Annotated in this window: 11 protein-coding genes; 9 read left to right on the forward strand and 2 right to left on the reverse strand. The window is 62.5% G+C overall.

Features of this window, described 5'->3' with window-relative positions; all coding sequences use genetic code 11:
* Positions 1 to 140 precede the first annotated feature (140 nt).
* Entirely contained in the window at positions 141 to 842 is a 702-nt protein-coding gene (locus ABWL43_RS16015; protein WP_145166035.1) for a FadR/GntR family transcriptional regulator, read from the forward strand.
* 17 nt (positions 843 to 859) lie between these two features.
* On the forward strand, positions 860 to 1,546 hold the full coding sequence (locus ABWL43_RS16020) for a GntR family transcriptional regulator (protein WP_404483083.1): 687 nt from the start codon (positions 860 to 862) through the stop codon (positions 1,544 to 1,546).
* Between the two features lie 30 nt (positions 1,547 to 1,576).
* On the opposite strand, the gene ABWL43_RS16025 is transcribed toward ABWL43_RS16020, so the two are convergent.
* Both ABWL43_RS16025 and ABWL43_RS16030 read right to left on the reverse strand, forming a co-directional pair.
* Positions 1,577 to 2,155 carry a TIGR00730 family Rossman fold protein gene (locus ABWL43_RS16025; RefSeq protein ID WP_145166033.1) on the reverse strand — a complete coding sequence of 193 codons (579 nt, stop codon included), beginning with the start codon at positions 2,153 to 2,155 and terminating at the stop codon, positions 1,577 to 1,579.
* A gap of 219 nt (positions 2,156 to 2,374) precedes the next feature.
* Positions 2,375 to 7,243 carry an NAD-glutamate dehydrogenase gene (locus tag ABWL43_RS16030; protein ID WP_404483084.1) on the reverse strand — a complete coding sequence of 1,623 codons (4,869 nt, stop codon included), beginning with the start codon at positions 7,241 to 7,243 and terminating at the stop codon, positions 2,375 to 2,377.
* Positions 7,244 to 7,723: 480 nt separating this feature from the next.
* Here ABWL43_RS16030 and ABWL43_RS16035 point away from each other — a divergent pair, with 480 nt between their 5' ends.
* The 7 genes from ABWL43_RS16035 to ABWL43_RS16065 all read left to right on the forward strand — a co-directional run bounded on the left by ABWL43_RS16035 (position 7,724) and on the right by ABWL43_RS16065 (position 15,178).
* Positions 7,724 to 8,077: a hypothetical protein gene (locus ABWL43_RS16035; protein WP_145166031.1), complete on the forward strand. Its 354-nt coding sequence runs from the start codon at positions 7,724 to 7,726 to the stop codon at positions 8,075 to 8,077.
* A gap of 258 nt (positions 8,078 to 8,335) precedes the next feature.
* Positions 8,336 to 9,295, forward strand: coding sequence for a MoxR family ATPase (locus tag ABWL43_RS16040; RefSeq protein WP_034106117.1), 960 nt, complete (start codon positions 8,336 to 8,338; stop codon positions 9,293 to 9,295).
* 5 nt (positions 9,296 to 9,300) lie between these two features.
* Entirely contained in the window at positions 9,301 to 10,233 is a 933-nt protein-coding gene (locus ABWL43_RS16045; RefSeq protein ID WP_094952755.1) for a DUF58 domain-containing protein, read from the forward strand.
* Positions 10,230 to 10,724: a DUF4381 domain-containing protein gene (locus ABWL43_RS16050; protein ID WP_145166030.1), complete on the forward strand. Its 495-nt coding sequence runs from the start codon at positions 10,230 to 10,232 to the stop codon at positions 10,722 to 10,724. Before ABWL43_RS16045 ends, ABWL43_RS16050 begins: the two co-directional genes overlap by 4 nt.
* Positions 10,717 to 11,805 (forward strand): VWA domain-containing protein, encoded by a 1,089-nt coding sequence (locus ABWL43_RS16055; protein WP_242198297.1) that lies wholly within the window; start codon positions 10,717 to 10,719, stop codon positions 11,803 to 11,805. Before ABWL43_RS16050 ends, ABWL43_RS16055 begins: the two co-directional genes overlap by 8 nt.
* Entirely contained in the window at positions 11,802 to 13,541 is a 1,740-nt protein-coding gene (locus ABWL43_RS16060) for a tetratricopeptide repeat protein (RefSeq protein ID WP_404483085.1), read from the forward strand. Before ABWL43_RS16055 ends, ABWL43_RS16060 begins: the two co-directional genes overlap by 4 nt.
* Positions 13,538 to 15,178: a BatD family protein gene (locus ABWL43_RS16065; RefSeq protein ID WP_404483086.1), complete on the forward strand. Its 1,641-nt coding sequence runs from the start codon at positions 13,538 to 13,540 to the stop codon at positions 15,176 to 15,178. The genes ABWL43_RS16060 and ABWL43_RS16065 overlap by 4 nt, the downstream gene beginning before the upstream one ends.
* Positions 15,179 to 16,295 lie beyond the last annotated feature (1,117 nt).

The following is a 16,295-nucleotide window of genomic DNA, read 5'->3' on the forward strand; positions in this document are numbered from 1 at the left end:
CGATCCAACTGTGGGAGCTGGCTTGCCTGCGATAGCGGTGGGTCAGCCATAAAGATGTTGACTGACAGTCAGTCATCGCAGGCAAGCCAGCTCCCACTTGGAATCGTGACCCTATTGGAAACATCCAAGGAGACGTAGACGTGATCAGCACCTCAACCGTCGTCAATTCAGTCGTAGAAAAACTGCGCGCCGCACTCAAGCGTGGCCAGTGGCGGCGTGGAGAAATGCTGCCCGGCCAGCGTGAACTGGCCGAACAGATGGGCATCAGCCGCCCGAGCCTGCGCGAAGCGGTCATCGTGCTGGAGACCCTTGGCCTGGTGCGCTCGATGCCCGGCAAGGGCGTGGTGGTATTGGAAACCAGCGTCAGCGAACCGCAGGCCAGCGACGCCGTGGCCGACGCCAGCCTCGAAGATATCCTGCAACTGCGCTACACCCTCGAGCCCTTCATCGTCGGCCTGGTCGCCCAATCCATCAGCAGCAAGGAGGTCGGCCAACTGCGCCTGACCTTGATGGACATGCGCGAAGCCCTGGATGCGGGTGACGCCGAAGCCGGCATGAACGCCTACATCGGCTTTCACGAAGAACTGTTCGCGCTGACGTCCAACCCGATCTTCCAGAACGTGGTGCAGCAAACCAGCAACGCCCTCAAGCTGAGCGCGCAAGTCTTGCGCAACTCGCCGGAACATCTTGCCGAGCGTCTGCAAGAGAACGAAGCCGTGGTGCGCGCCATCCGCAACAAGAACAGTGCACTGGCCAGTGCCGAGATGCGTCGGCACATCCTCCAGGAAGGCCTGCGCATGGGCATTCGCTTGAACATCCCGGACGACCATCTGGGCAGCTGAATTTTTGGAGACCGGCCATGACCGCCCACGCGCTGCAACGCGATCCCATTCTCCCGGCCCTGCGCCTTGTGGCCGGTAAAAAGCCCTCGGTGGACGACATCTACCCGCGCTTGTTCGATGCCATCCTCGAACAACGCATCGCCCCCGCCAGCCGGTTTACCGAAGAAGGCCTGGGCGAAACCTTTGGTGTGAGCCGCAGCGTGATTCGACGCGTACTGGCCAAGCTGTCCCATCAGCAAGTGATCATCCTGCGCCCCAACCAGCGCGCCCAAGTGGCTGCGCCGGACGCCCAGCAGACGCGGCAGATTCTGGAAGCGCGGCGAATGACGGAAGTTACCGTGGTGCAGCTGGCCTGTGCCCAGGCCACGCCAACGCACATCCGGCAGCTACGTGAGTTGATCGCCGGTGAACGTGACTGTATTGACCGCGACCAGCGCGCCACGGCGATTCGCCTGTCCGGGGAGTTCCACCTGCAATTGGCCGCGATGGCACACAACGCGCCCCTGGCGCAGTTCCTCAACAGCCTGGTGCCGTTGACCTCATTGATCATTGCTCAATACGAGGCACACGCCTGCACGTACTGCGCGTGGCAGGAGCATGTGGCGATTGTGGATGCGCTGGAACAACGCGATGTGAACCGCGCGATCGGCCTGATGACCCAGCATCTGGATCATCTGGAGGCGAAATTGCTCACGCTCAACTGACGCTCGCCACCGCGTCGGTTGCCTGTGGCATCAGGTGTCTTCTCGCGTGATCCACTTGGGCACGTTGGGCGCCTGATAACTCAACACGGCAGCCAGCAAACGCTCCACGTTCGGTTCCACGATCAACATGTTGCGGTGCACGGGTTTTAGAAACGCCTCACTGACAACCGAGTCGAGAAACGTGGCCAGGCCGTCGTAAAAGCCGTTGATGTTCAGCAGAGCGCAAGGTTTTGCGTGCTGGCCGAGTTGCGCCCAGGTCCACACCTCAAACAACTCTTCAAACGTACCGAGGCCGCCGGGCAACGCGATAAAGCCGTCGGAAAGCTCGGCCATCAGCGCTTTGCGCTCGTGCATGGAGCTGACGATCCGCAAGTCTTTGAGGCCGGTGTGCGCCAGTTCTTTCTCGGCCAGAAACTCTGGCATTACCCCGATCACTTCACCGCCATGGGCCAGCGCGGCGTCAGCCACCGCCCCCATCAAGCCGACCGAGGCGCCACCGTAGACCAGGCCGATACCCGCCTTGGCCAGCGCCTCACCCAATTGAGCCGCCATTTGCGCATACACCGGCAATCGGCCCGCGCTTGAACCCGAGAAAATACAAAGTCGCATACACCCTCGCTTGATCTGATTGTGTTGAGCACAGCCCCCATTTAACCATGCCAGGTCCAATGCGCAGAATTAGCCTTACCGGCCACCTTTAAGCATTACTTCGTAGATCGATCGTACAAAGATCCAATTGTGGGAGCTGGCCAAGGGTGTCTGGTCAATCGTGGCGAAACAAAAAGCCCCCGCATCTCACGATACGGGGGCTTTTGTTTTACCGCAGGATCAAGCCGATTGCAGCACCGACTGACCGCTCAACGCCAGGTCCAGCAGTTCACGGTTGGCGACTGCATACATGGCGTAGTCCGTGCCGACCGCAGCACGGATTTCGACCATCATGGCGCGCCAGCGATCAGCCATGTCCTGATGCTGCTCAAGCCACAGGGCCACACGGGCTTCCATGTCGTGTGGCGCGTCGGCCATTTGCAGAACAGAGATGGTGATCGCGCGCTGCTGCCAGTCCACGTCATCGCGGAAGGCTTCGCGGGCCGCGGCCTGCCAGTTGTTGGCCACCGGCAGATCGCTGATCTGCTGCAAGTACCATGGCAAGTCCAGGGCGCTGCCGACGGCGAAGTAGGCCTTGGCCACTTCGGCGGCGTCATGCCCGGTCACGTCGGCGGCTTCGATGATTGGCAGCAGGGTGTACAGGTGAGTCGTGCCTGCAACCATGCGCGCCAACAACTCTGGCACACCCGCTTCGGTGTAGGCCTGGTAGCGGTTCTGCCAGCCTTCGCGGGTCGGGCCTTCCAGCAGTTCGTCGAGCTTGAGGCCCAGCGCTGCCAGGTGCGGACCGAAGTGCGCGGTGTCACGGCCAGCATCCTGCTCGTTACGACGGCTGCGCAGGAACCAACGCGTGGCACGGCGGCCCAGGCGCATCAGCTCATCCATCAGCTCCAGTTGCACGTCAGCGGAAACCTGGTGGTCCAGGGCTTCGATCTGACGGAACCAGTGCGGGAGATGGAAAATGTCACGCACGATCACGTAGGCACCGGCCACGTTCGCCGGGCTCATGCCGGTCGACTCTTTGAGTCGCTGCACGAAGGTGATGCCCATGTGGTTGACCAGGTCGTTGGCGATCTGGGTGCTGACGATCTCGCGCTTGAGGCGATGGCGACGCATGGCTTCGCCGAACTTGGCGACCAGGCTCGGTGGGAACGCGGTCTCCATGTCACGGGTCAGGTAGTCGTCATCCGGTACCAGCGACTTGAGCAGGGCTTCCTTGAGGTCGATCTTGCTGTAGGAGATCAACACCGACAGCTCCGGACGGGTCAGGCCCTTACCGCTGGAGGCGCGCTCGGTGAGCTGCTCCTCGGTCGGCAGGTACTCGATGGCGCGGTCCAGCTTGCCACGGCCTTCCAGGTCGCTCATCAGACGCTTGTACTCGGCGGCACGCTCGTAGGCACGGCGCGCAGCCAGGGACAGGGCCTGGGTCTGCTTGTAGTTGTTGCCCAACACCAGGTTGCCGACTTCGTCGGTCATGCTCGCCAGCAGCTGGTTGCGCTGCTTGTCGGTCATGTCACCGGCCTGCACCACTTCGTTGAGCAGGATCTTGATGTTCACTTCGTGGTCGGAGCAGTCCACGCCACCGGCGTTGTCGATGAAGTCGGTGTTGGAACCGCCGCCATTGAGGCCGAATTCCACGCGACCCAGTTGGGTCATGCCCAGGTTACCGCCCTCGCCCACCACCTTGCAGCGCAGCTCGTTGCCGTTGACACGCAACGCGTCGTTGGCCTTGTCGCCCACGTCGGCATGGCTTTCGGTGCTGGCCTTGACGTACGTACCGATGCCGCCGTTCCACAACAGGTCTACCGGCGCCTTGAGCAAGGCGTTCAGCAGTTCGGTCGGGGTCAGCTTGTCGGCCTGAATGTCGAAGCGCTCTTTCATCTGTGGCGAGATGGCAATGCTTTTCGCGCTGCGCGAGAAGATACCGCCGCCTTCGGACATGATGCTGGTGTCGTAGTCGGTCCAGGCAGAACGCGGCAGCTCGAACAAACGCTTGCGCTCGACGAAGCTGGTCGCCGGGTTCGGGTTGGGATCGATGAAGATGTGCAGGTGGTTGAAGGCCGCGACCAGTTGCAGCGTGTCGGACATCAGCAAGCCGTTACCGAACACGTCACCGGCCATGTCGCCGACGCCGACCACCGTGATGCTGTCTTCCTGCACGTTGATGCCGCGCTCACGGAAGTGACGCTGCACACCCACCCACGCGCCCTTGGCGGTGATGCCCATTTTCTTGTGGTCGTAACCGGCCGAACCACCGGAAGCGAACGCGTCGCCCAGCCAGAAGCCGTAGTCGATGGCGATGCCGTTGGCGATGTCGGAGAAGGTCGCAGTGCCCTTGTCCGCTGCCACGACCAGGTACGGGTCATCGTCGTCATGACGCACGACGTTGGCCGGCGGCACCAGGGCGCCATCTTTGAGGTTGTCGGTGATGTCCAACAGGCCCGAGATGAAGATGCGGTAGCAGGCGATGCCCTCGGCCGCGATTTCGTCGCGGGAGCCGCCCAATGGCAGGCGACGCGGCAGGAAGCCGCCCTTCGCGCCCACGGGCACGATCACCGAGTTTTTCACTTGCTGGGCTTTTACCAGGCCGAGCACTTCGGTACGGAAGTCTTCTTCACGGTCGGACCAGCGCAGGCCGCCACGCGCCACGTTGCCAAAGCGCAGGTGCACGCCTTCAACACGCGGCGAGTACACGAAGATTTCAAACTTCGGCACCGGCTTGGGCAGCTCAGGAATCGCGCGCGGGTCGAACTTGAAGCTGAAGTACGACTTGTTCTGGCCGTTGGCGTCGGTCTGGTAGAAGTTGGTCCGCAGGGTGGCCTTGATCAGGTCCAGGTAGCGACGCAGGATGCGGTCTTCGTTGAGCACCTGAACGTCGTCCAGGGCGGTGAGGATCGCTTGTTCCAGGCGTTGCTGCTTATCTTCCAGGTCATCGGCGGTGAGCTTGCGCGCCAGGTAGAAGCGGGTCTTGAACAACCGGGTCAACTCGCGAGCGATGTCGGTGTGGTTGTTCAGGGTGCTGGCGATGTAACCCAGGTCAAAGCCCAGGCGGATCTGCTTCAAGTAACGCGCATAGGCACGCAGCAGCGCCACGTCGCGCCATGGCAGGCCGGCAGTCAGTACCAGGCGGTTGAACGCATCGTTTTCGGCATCGCCATGCACGATGTGCACAAACGCGTCCTGCAAGGTGTCGTTGAGCTGCTGGATATCGAGGTTCACGCCTTCGGCGGCGATGAAGGCGAAATCGTGAATCCAGAACTCGCGGCCATTGGCATGGCGCAGGCGGTACGGGAATTCACCCAGCACGCGCAGGCCGAGGTTTTCCAGGATCGGCAGCACGTCGGACAATGCCAGCGGCGTATCCGCGTGGTAGAGCTTGCAATGCAGCTCGCGCTGGCCGGAAACCTGGCCCAGCGGCTGGTAAAAGCTCATCACCAGCGGGTTGGCTTCGGTCAGGCTGTTCAGGTGCTGCATGTCGACCACGGCCGAATGCGCGGCAAAGCGCTCGCGGTAGCCGGCCGGGAAACCTTTCGGGAAATCCGCCAGCACGTTGGTGCCCTGGGCTTCGCCGAAGCTTTCGACCACAAGGCTGGAGTAGTCGTCCTGCCAGCTGCGGCAGGCCTGCACCACTTCTTTTTCCAGTTGCAGCGGGTCGATGTCCAGGCGGTTCTTGGGGTCAACCCGCAGAATCAGCTGAACACGGGCCAACACCGATTCAGAGAAGAAGGTCCAGAATTCGCAGTCCGAGGCTTTCAGGCGATCCATCAGCACTTGCTGGATCTTCTGGCGCACTTCGGTGGAATAGATGTCGCGCGGCACGTAGGCCAGGCAGTAGCAGAAACGACCGTATGGGTCTTTGCGCAGGAACACGCGGATCTTGTTGCGTTCCTGGATCTGCACGATCGACATCACAGTGCTGAACAGCTCGTCGACCGGGGTCTGGAACAGGTCGTCACGCGGCAGCACTTCAACCACTTGAGCAAGCTCTTTGCCCAGGTGAGCCTTGGGTTGGAAACCCGAGCGGCGTTCGATTTCCGCGACCTTGCGGCGGATGTACGGAATCACTCGCACGCTTTCACCGTACACCGAAGAGGTGTAGAGGCCCATGAAGCGGTGTTCCTTGATGACCTTGCCGTCAGCGTCGATCTCGCGGATCGACACGTAGTCAGGGTAAGCCGGGCGATGCACGCGGCTTGGGTGCGCGGCCTTGGCGAACGACAGCACGGTCGGCTCACGCAGGTAAGCCACGGCGTAGTCTTCGATGCGCAGGTCTTCGGCGGTGAGGCCGGCGCGCAGCAGCTTGGTCAGACCGAGGAAGGAATTGGCGTCATATTCAATATGCCCGCCGTCCGCCTCGTCACGTACCACAAACTCTTCATAGCCCAGGAAGGTGAAGTGGTTGCCCACCAGCCATTCGAGGAAGTTCTTGATCTCGGCTTTTTCTTCGCCGTCGATGCTGAACTGGCTGGCGTCGATACCGGCCAGCAGGTCCTGGACCTTGGCTTTCATCGGTTCGAAATCAGCCACGGCCACGCGCACTTCGCCCAGCACCTGCTCAAGCTCTTTGCTCAGCACGTTCAGTTCGGCGGCATTGGCGCAGCGGTCGATTTCCAGGTACATCAGCGATTCTTGCTGAATGCCTTCGCCCTGGGTGCCTTTAGGCAGGATTTCCAGCAACTCGCCCTTGTTGCCACGGCGCACGCTGAGCACGGTGGTTTGCAGGGTGTGGATGCTGTAGCCACGACGGTTCAGCTCGGTACGCACCGAGTCGACCAGGAAGGGCAAGTCATGGTGCAGCACTTCGACCGCGGTGTGCGTCGATTGCCAGCCATGACGTTCGTAATCGGGGTTGTAGACCCGCACCTGCGGTTGGGTGTGATCAAAGCGCTCAAGCAGGCGCCAGGCAGACAAGGTGCAACCGGCCAGGTCGGAAAGGCGACGTTGGGTCAGTTCGTCCAGGGAAATGATGCCGAAAAATTGTTCAGCAAACAGCGCCACTTGTGGCAGTGCCTGTTCACTGATGTGCTGCGCCAGTGCCGCTTGCAGTTGATGCTGGAAGTCGGCCTTGCTGGCTGCGGTGAAGAACGCCATCTGTGGTACTCCGCTTGGGCTTGTTATTGATGGAAGCGTCGCGTGTTATCCCCTTGCGGGGAGACCGTCAGCTCTGTTCGCGGTCTACAGTAACGAATTCAGAGTGACAGGTGGGTGAAGCTGGACAAGACAATGAGGTCACATACAACTTCCATAAGATGTACACCGTGCAGGGCGACGGTACGACGGGCAGGTCAGACTCCCGGCACAGGGCACATCCGTTGCGCAGCTTAACGAGTGTAGGAAGACAGCTGCTTGCGACGCTGCGACATATTCGGTCATCGGTACGCAGGCTTGGGGTTGCGACTTGAGCAACCCGGATTTTTCCGAGGAAAAACCGCCTGTTTTCAAGCTCGCGAGTACCGAAAGTGACTGGTATTGCCCGTCAGGTCATGCACTGCGTCTGACACACGATGCAGCACAAAATTCGCCGCAATGGCACAATTGGCGCGCTGCGCCCTCCCCCAGACAGGATCTCCCATGCTGCAACTGAACACTGACGCACTGATGGCCACCCCGTGCGACGACGAAGAAGACAACATGGCCATGCTCTGCTGCCACGGCAAAAACGGCGAGATGTTCATGCTCACCCGTTACCCGGATGAAGAGGAAGTAGAACTGACCTGGGATTACGAGCCGTCGACCCTGGATGGCCTGAAAGTCACCTTGAGCGACACGACGTTGCTGATTGAACTGGCCGCCGGCGATGCCGATGCGCTGGGGGGCAAGGACCAGCTGGAAATTCTCCACAGCACCGCTGTGTCGGATTTGGCTGAGGTTGAGGAAACCTTGCAGAACATTCTTAAGGGCACTGGTACGTTCACCCGAATCTAAGCTGCACCAACGATCAAATGTGGAAGGGGGCTCGCCCCCGATAGCAGTCGCTCAGTCGCAGATGTGAAAACTGATCCACCGCTATCGGGGGCAAGCCCCCTCCCACATTGACCCTGTTCCCATACAAATTTCCTACAAGATTTGCCAAAAATACCCGTCACGCCGTTAGTCGCCACCCCCCTCGATGCATTAAAGTAAGCGCCCCAGGCCCGGCGCTTTTTATCAACGCCCGGTCAATCTCTCCAGGAACCGTCATCGATGGAACATCGTGAAGCGCTGCTCGCGCTGCGAACTTTTCTTTCTACGCAGATTCTCGGCCAGGAAAAACTCATTGATCGCCTGCTGATCGCCCTGCTGGCCGACGGCCACATGCTGGTCGAAGGCGCACCGGGCCTGGCCAAGACCAAGGCCATCAAAGAGTTGGCTGAAGGCATCGAAGCGCAGTTCCATCGTATCCAGTTCACCCCCGACCTGCTGCCCGCCGACATCACGGGCACCGAGATCTATCGCCCGGAAACCGGCAGTTTCGTGTTCCAGCAGGGGCCGATTTTCCACAACCTGGTGCTGGCCGACGAAATCAACCGCGCGCCGGCCAAGGTGCAGTCGGCATTGCTCGAAGCCATGGCCGAGCGCCAGGTCAGCGTGGGCCGCAGCACGTACGACCTGTCGCCGCTGTTTCTGGTAATGGCCACGCAAAACCCCATCGAGCAGGAAGGCACCTACCCGCTGCCCGAAGCCCAGCTCGACCGTTTCCTGATGCACGTCAAGATCGGCTTCCCGGACGCTGCCGTCGAACGGCGCATCCTGCAACAAGCCCGCGGCGAAGCCCTCAACGGTGAAACCAAGCCCGAGCGACGTGTCAGCCAGCAGGCGATCTTCGCGGCGCGCAAGGAAATCCTCGGCCTGTACATGGCCGACGCGGTGGAGGAATACCTGGTGCAGCTGGTCATGGCCACCCGCACCCCGGCCAAGTTCGACGCGGAGATGGCCGAGTGGATCGCCTACGGCGCCAGCCCGCGTGGCTCCATCGCTCTGGACCGCTGCGCGCGTGCCCACGCCTGGCTGGCCGGGCGCGACTTTGTGAGCCCGGAAGACATCCAGGCGGTGCTGTTCGACGTGTTGCGCCATCGCATCATCCTTTCGTTCGAAGCGGAAGCGGCCGGCATCGACCAGGACCGTGTGGTGCAACGCATCCTCGACGTCGTTGCCGTCGCTTGAACCCCATGAATGCAAGCGATGGCATCCGCGTCACACTCAGCGAATTGATTGAGATGCGCCACCGCGTGCGCGAAGTGCAGCTGTTTTCCACACCGAGCCAGCGCAGCCCGCTGATCGGCCTGCACCACTCCAAACTACGTGGGCGTGGCGTCGACTTCGACCAGGTGCGCGTGTACCAGGCCGGCGACGACGTGCGCACCATCGACTGGCGCGTCACGGCGCGCACCCAGGAGCCGCACACCAAACTGTTCCACGAAGAGCGTGAACGCCCGATTTTCATCATGGTTGAGCAAAGTTGTCGGCTGTTTTTCGGCTCTGGCCAGATGTTCAAGTCAGTGCTCGCCGCGCAAGCCGCCAGCCTGATTGGCTGGGCAGCACTGGGACATAACGACCGCGTCGGCGGGCTGGTGTTTGGCGACAACGAACACTACGAAATCAAACCCCGGCGCAGCAAACAAAGCCTGCTGCAACTGCTCAACCGCCTGGTGCGCGTCAACCAGAGCCTGAACACCGAGAGCCGCCCCGAAGCCGACGCGTTGGGCATGGCGCTGCGCCGTGGCCGCGAAGTGCTGCGCCCAGGCAGCCTGGTGATTGTGATCTGCGACGAGCGCGCGCTGACCGAAGGCGCAGAGCAACAACTCAGCCTGCTGTCTCGGCACTGCGACCTGCTGCTGTTGCCGATTTCAGACCCGCTGGACCACGCCCTGCCCGCCGCCGGGCTCTTACGTTTTGCCGAGCGAGGCGCACAACTGGAACTCGACACGCTGAACTTCGATTTGCGCCAGGCCTACAAAGCCCAGGCCGAAGCCCGCATCGCGCGTTGGGAGTTGCTGGCGCAAAAGCTGCGAATCCTGCTGATGCCATTGAGCACACAAAGCGAAATGGTCGAGCAACTGCGCGAATACCTCAACCCGCAACGCCCGGTTAAAAAGCAATGAGCAGCCTCGACCAACTGCAACCCTTGATCGCCCCGCCGGCGATCGGTTTCTGGCCGCCTGCGCCGGGGTGGTGGCTGTTGCTGCTGGTGATTCCGCTGCTCGGCTGGGGGCTGTGGTCGCTGCGCCGTTTGCTGCCCAAGCGCCGCCCGGTGGCCCGCGCCGAACAACCGCTGGACCCACTGCGCATCGCCGCCCTCGCCGAGCTGGCGTTGATGCCCAAACCCTACGACGGCGCGCCCGCCGGTGCCTGGCTGCAGCAACTCAACGGCCTGCTCAAGCGCCTGTGCCGCAACGATTATCCCTACAGCCAGAGCCACACCCTCAATGGCCGCAAATGGCTGGCGTTCCTCGACAACCGCTGCCCGGCTGCCGGCCTCACGCGCTGGATGGTGCTGGTGGAAGGCGCTTACAAACCCGAATGCAAACTCGACGACAAGGCCATCGCCGGCCTGACCCAAGCCGTCGACACCTGGATTCGCAAACATGTTTGAGTTCGCCTGGCCGTGGATCTTCGCCCTGTTGCCATTGCCCTGGTTGATGCGACTGGTCTTGCCGGTGGCCGACAGCGGTGAGCCGGCGTTAAAGGTCAGCTACCTCGCCGACCTCGAAGGCCTGGCCCGCCGTCGCGCACGCGTCAACCTGCCCGGCTGGCGCCAACAGGCGCCCTTTGTGGTGATGTGGTTGCTGCTGTTGACCGCCGCCGCGCGCCCGGAATGGCTCGGCGAGCCGCTGCCGATTGCCGCCAGCGGCCGCGACCTGCTGGTGGCGGTGGACGTGTCCGGCTCGATGGACTTCCCCGACATGCACTGGCAGGACGAGGACGTCAGCCGCTTGAGCCTGGTGCAACACTTGCTCGGCGACTTCCTTGAAAGCCGTGAAGGCGACCGCGTCGGCCTGATACTGTTTGGCAGCCAGGCCTACCTGCAAGCGCCGCTGACCTTTGACCGGCGTACCGTGCGCGCCTGGCTCGACGAAGCGCGCATCGGCATCGCCGGCAAGAACACCGCCATCGGCGACGCGATCGGTCTGGCCCTGAAACGCCTGCGCCAGCGCCCGGCGCAAAGCCGCGTGCTGATTCTGGTCACCGACGGCGCCAATAACGCCGGGCAGATCGACCCGCTGACCGCCGCGCGCCTGGCCGCTGAAGAAGGCGTGAAGATTTACCCGATCGGCATCGGCGCCGATCCGGCGCAAACCGGTTCCCTGGGCATTCTGGGCGTCAACCCGAGCCTGGACCTCGACGAACCCGCGTTGAAGGCCATCGCCGACGCCACCGGTGGCCGCTACTTCCGCGCCCGCGACGGCGACGAGTTGCTCAAGATCAAGCAAACCCTCGACCAGCTTGAGCCCGTTGCCCAGCAACCGACCCAGGCACGTCCGGCCCTGGCGCTGTACAGCGCGCCGTTGGCCCTTGCGCTGGTTCTGAGCCTGTTGCTGGTGATCCAGGAACGCTGGCCCAACAACGCGCTGCAACGCGCCTGGCATAAACTCTCGACCAAGGGCAATTTCCTGCAACAGCACCCTGAATGGCGCCAGCGCCTCAAACGCCTGCGATTGCGGAGGCGTCGATGATCGACCTCTGGCCGCACTGGTTCCGCCCTTGGTGCGTAGTGCTGGTGCCGTTGCTCGGCTGGCTGCTGTGGCAGCTGTGGCATCGGCAAAAGCGCGCCGGGCGCTGGCAGATCATCTTGCCGCCGGCGTTTCATGCGGTGCTGCTCAGTGGCGGCAATGGCCGCGAGAGCAAATCGCCGTGGGTGGTGCTGGGCATCGCCTGGCTGTTGGCCGTGTTGGCGTTGCTCGGCCCCAGCTGGCAACGGGTTGAACAGTCCAGCCAGAAACCCGCCGACCCGCTGGTGGTGCTGCTGGAATTGACCCCGGAAATGCTCGCCACCGACAGCCCGCCCAATCGCCTCGAACAAGCTCGGCGCAAGCTGTATGACTTGCTGCAGGCGCGCGCCGATGCACCGACTGCCATCGTCGTGTATGCCGGCAGCGCCCACACGCTGGTGCCGCTGTCGGATGACTTGGCCACCAGCCGCAACCTGCTCGAAGCCCTGCGCCCCTCGATCATGCCCGAGCCCGGCCATCGCGCCGACCTCGCCGTGGAGAAGGCCCTGGGCTTGCTCAAGCAAGGCGGTCTGGGCCAAGGGCGCCTGTTGTTGGTGGGCTCATCGCTGTCCAAGCAGGAGCGCCAAGGCATTCGGCTGCAGCTGCAAGGGGCCCAGGCGCCCAGCTTGTCGATCCTCGGCATCGGCAGCCGTGAAGGCACGCCGGTGACCCAGGAAAGCGGCGAGTTCCTCAAGGACGACCAGGGCGCGATTCTGGTGCCGCGCCTCGACAGCCCGACCCTCAAGGCGTTTGCCAGCGAAATGGGCGGCCGCTACCGCGCCGCGCGCCTGGACGACAAGGACCTGCGCCAACTCAACCTGCTCGATGGCCCGCAGAACCTGCGCAACGACGGCCAACTGCTGCACCTCGATGCCTGGGCCGACCAGGGTTATTGGCTGCTGCTGCCACTGTTGCTGCTCGCGGCCTGCGCCGGGCGCCGCGGCTGGCTGTTCTGCCTGCCGTTGCTGTTAATGGGCGCGCCGCAGCCCAGCTATGCCTTCGATTTCCAGGACCTGTGGCTGCGTCCCGACCAACAGGGCCAGTACCTGCTGAAGAAAAAACGCCCGGCCGAAGCCGCCGAACACTTCGAAAACCCGCAATGGCAGGGCGTTGCCTTGTACGAGGCGGGTAATTACGCCGAGGCGATCAAGCGTTTTGCACTGAGCAATGACGCCTATTCCCACTACAACCGCGGCAATGCCCTGGCCAAGTCCGGCGAACTGGAAGCCGCGATTGATGCCTACGAACAGGCGCTGGAAGCCCAACCTGACCTGCAACCGGCGTTGAAAAACAAAGCGCTGGTCGAAACCCTGATTCAGGAAAAGGCCCAGCCCGAGCCCGCCAAGCCGGCAAAAAAGGAAGATGACGAAACCACCCAACCCGGCCAAACTGCGCAACCGGGCACCAGCGGGCAAAGTGCCACGGGTGGCGAACAATCGCCCCAAGGCCAGGGCGAGGCCGGCACCGGCGATACCCAGACCGGCGGCACGCCCAAAGCTGGCGGCAACGACGTACCGGGCAGCGAACTGGGTGATGAACACACCACCACCCCGCCGCTGCGCCCCGCCGATGCCAACATCGACGGCGAACATCGCCAGGCCCTGGAGCAATGGCTGCGGGAGATCCCGGACAACCCCGGCGAACTGCTGCGGCGCAAATTCTGGTACGAACAGCAACAACATCAGGACAAGACTCGATGAGCCGCCGCACCACCCTTCTGCTCCTGCTCGCGTTAACGGCAGGCCACGCCCAGGCGGCAAACCTGGTCGCCAGCGTCGACCGCAGCCGCCTCAATTCCGGGGAAACGGTGGAGCTGACGGTCGAGTCCAGCGACGTTACCCAATTCGGCAAGCCGGACCTGGCGCCGCTGGATGCGCAGTTTGAAGTCAGCGGCACCCGCCAGATCAACCAACTGACCACCCTGGGCGGCGACAATCACGCCACCACGCGCTGGATCATCACCCTGCTGCCCAAGGAAAACGGCACCGTGGTGATTCCGCCGCTGCAAGTGGGCGAACTCAAGACCCAGCCGATCAGCCTGCAGGTGGTCGAAACCGCGAGCCAGAACACCAGCGCCGAACTGGCCCCGGTGTTCATCGAGGCCAACCTCGACCAGAGCAGCGTGTACGTCCAGGCCCAGGCGCTGCTGACCGTGCGCGTGTATCACTCAGTGTCGCTGTACGACGACAGCAGCCTCACGCCGTTGCAGATTCCCGATGCGCGCATCGAGCAATTGGGCGAGTCGCGCACCTATGAAAAAGTCATCAACAGCATTCGCCATGGCGTGATCGAAACCCGCTATGCGATCTACCCGCAACACAGCGGCGCCTTGGTGATTCCAGGGCAGACCTTCAGCGCCACGTTGGTGGAATCGCGCCCGCCGCAGGAAAACACGCTGCAGGGCACCAAGCCGGGCAAGCTGATTCACGTCAGCTCAGCCGAAATTGCGCTGACGGTCAAACCCAAGCCGGCGCTGTACCCGGCCGACGCGCCGTGGATACCGGCCCGCAGCCTCAGCCTGACGCAAGCCTGGAACCCAGAGCCTGAGCACGTGCAAGTCGGTGACTCGCTGACCCGCAGCCTCACGGTCAAGGCCGAAGGGTTGTCCAGCGCGCAACTGCCGGCCCTGCCCAGCACCGACATCAATGGCCTGCGCCGCTACCCCGACCAGCCGGTACTGGGCAATCAGAACAACGACCACGGCCTGACCGGCAGCCGCGAAGACCGCGAAGCCCTGGTGCCGACCCGCGCCGGCGCCATCGAACTGCCTGCCGTCGAGGTGGTGTGGTGGAACACCCACGAAGACCACCTCGAACGCACCAGCCTGCCTGCCCGCACGCTGCAGGTGGCGACCAACCCGAGCCTGGTGGTCGACACGCCCGCCACGCCGACCGTGATCACCGCACCAGACGATGACCGCCTGTGGCTGTGGCAGCTCAGCACGTTGATCTTTGCCTGCACCACGCTGCTGGGCTTCGGCCTGTGGTGGCGTGCGCGTCGGCAACCGGCTGTGCAACGGGCCGCTCAAACGGGCCCGAGCCCGCGCTCACTGCTCGACGACCTCAAGCGCGCCACTCAGGCCAACGACCCACAGGCCACGCGTCAGGCGCTGGATGCCTGGGCGCGGCAACAGCCGGAGACCTTGGCCGACATGGCGGCGCGGTTTGTGCCGTTGTCCGATGCGCTGGACGGGTTGAATGGTGCGCTCTACAGCGAAAGTGGTCATTTCTGGTTGGGTGAAGACCTTTGGCGTGCGGTCAAGGCCATCCCGGTCGCCGAGCGAGAGCAAGACCCGGCGACGGATACCACCAGCTTGCCGCCGTTGTATCCCAAATAGGCCCTGGGTGTGCGGTGTATTTACCCATGCTGTTTGGGCGGTGGTTGGCGCGGGGTCGCTGGGTGTATATCCGTTATTTGGGTGATGGCGGGTATGGGTTCCGCTCTTACAGCGGGTCACTTTTGAAAAGAGCCCAAAAGTAACCAAAAGGCTCTTGCCCCACCACTCGGCACCTCGCCTAGGCTCGGTGTGCCCTCACGCAGACTTGAATCCGTGGGCCGCCGCGACGGGCCATCCATGGCCCAACGCGGCTAACCCGGCGTCCTGCCGGGTTACCCACGGATTCAAGCCTGCGTGAGGCCAGCGTGGTTTAACGGGGCGCCTAAGATCAACGTCAAAAGCAGATCAAGATCAAAAGCAAAAGCACGGCGGCCTAGTAGCCGACCTGAGTGGTTAGATCAAAAGCAAAGCGAGGCGGCCTAACAGCCGACCTGATTCTGGATGCTGAACTCAATTCAATGTGGGAGCTGGCTTGCCTGCGATGGCATCAACTGGTTATGCCTGATACACCGAGTTGTCTGCATCGCAGGCAAGCCAGCTCCCACAGAAAAGCAAACCAGTGCGGTGCTGGCGGGCTGCACTCGGTGAAATTGTGGGAGCGGGCTTGCTCGCGAAGGCGGTGGATCAGTCAACTAATGTGTAGCTGACCCACCGCATTCGCGGGCAAGCCCGCTCCCACATTTGGAGCTCAGTGCATCAGATAGAGATGTGTTGTTCTGCTTTTGCTTCTACCACTCAGGTCGGCTACTAGGCCGCCGTGCTCTGCTTTTGATCTTGATCTGACAGGCCCCGTCAACCACGCTGGCCGAACGCAGGCTTGAATCCGTGGGTAACCCGGCAGGACGCCGGGTTAGCCGTGTTGGGCCATGGATGGCCCATCGCGGCGGCCCACGGATTCAAGCCGGAGTGAGGGCATGCCGAGCCTAAGCGAGGCACCGAGTGGTGGGGCACAGACCTTTTGGTTACTTTTGGGGCGTTTGCCAAAAGTGACCCGCTGTAAGAGCGGAACCCTAAGTGGCCGTGACCGCAGCAACGGATATGTACTCCCCCACCCCCGCCCCCACGGTAGATCAGTGCCGCCTGATCGAAACGCATTGTTAAAGGCCAGCAATCCACA

The organism is Pseudomonas sp. HT11, assembly GCF_044875395.1.
Classification (GTDB): Bacteria; Pseudomonadota; Gammaproteobacteria; order Pseudomonadales; family Pseudomonadaceae; genus Aquipseudomonas.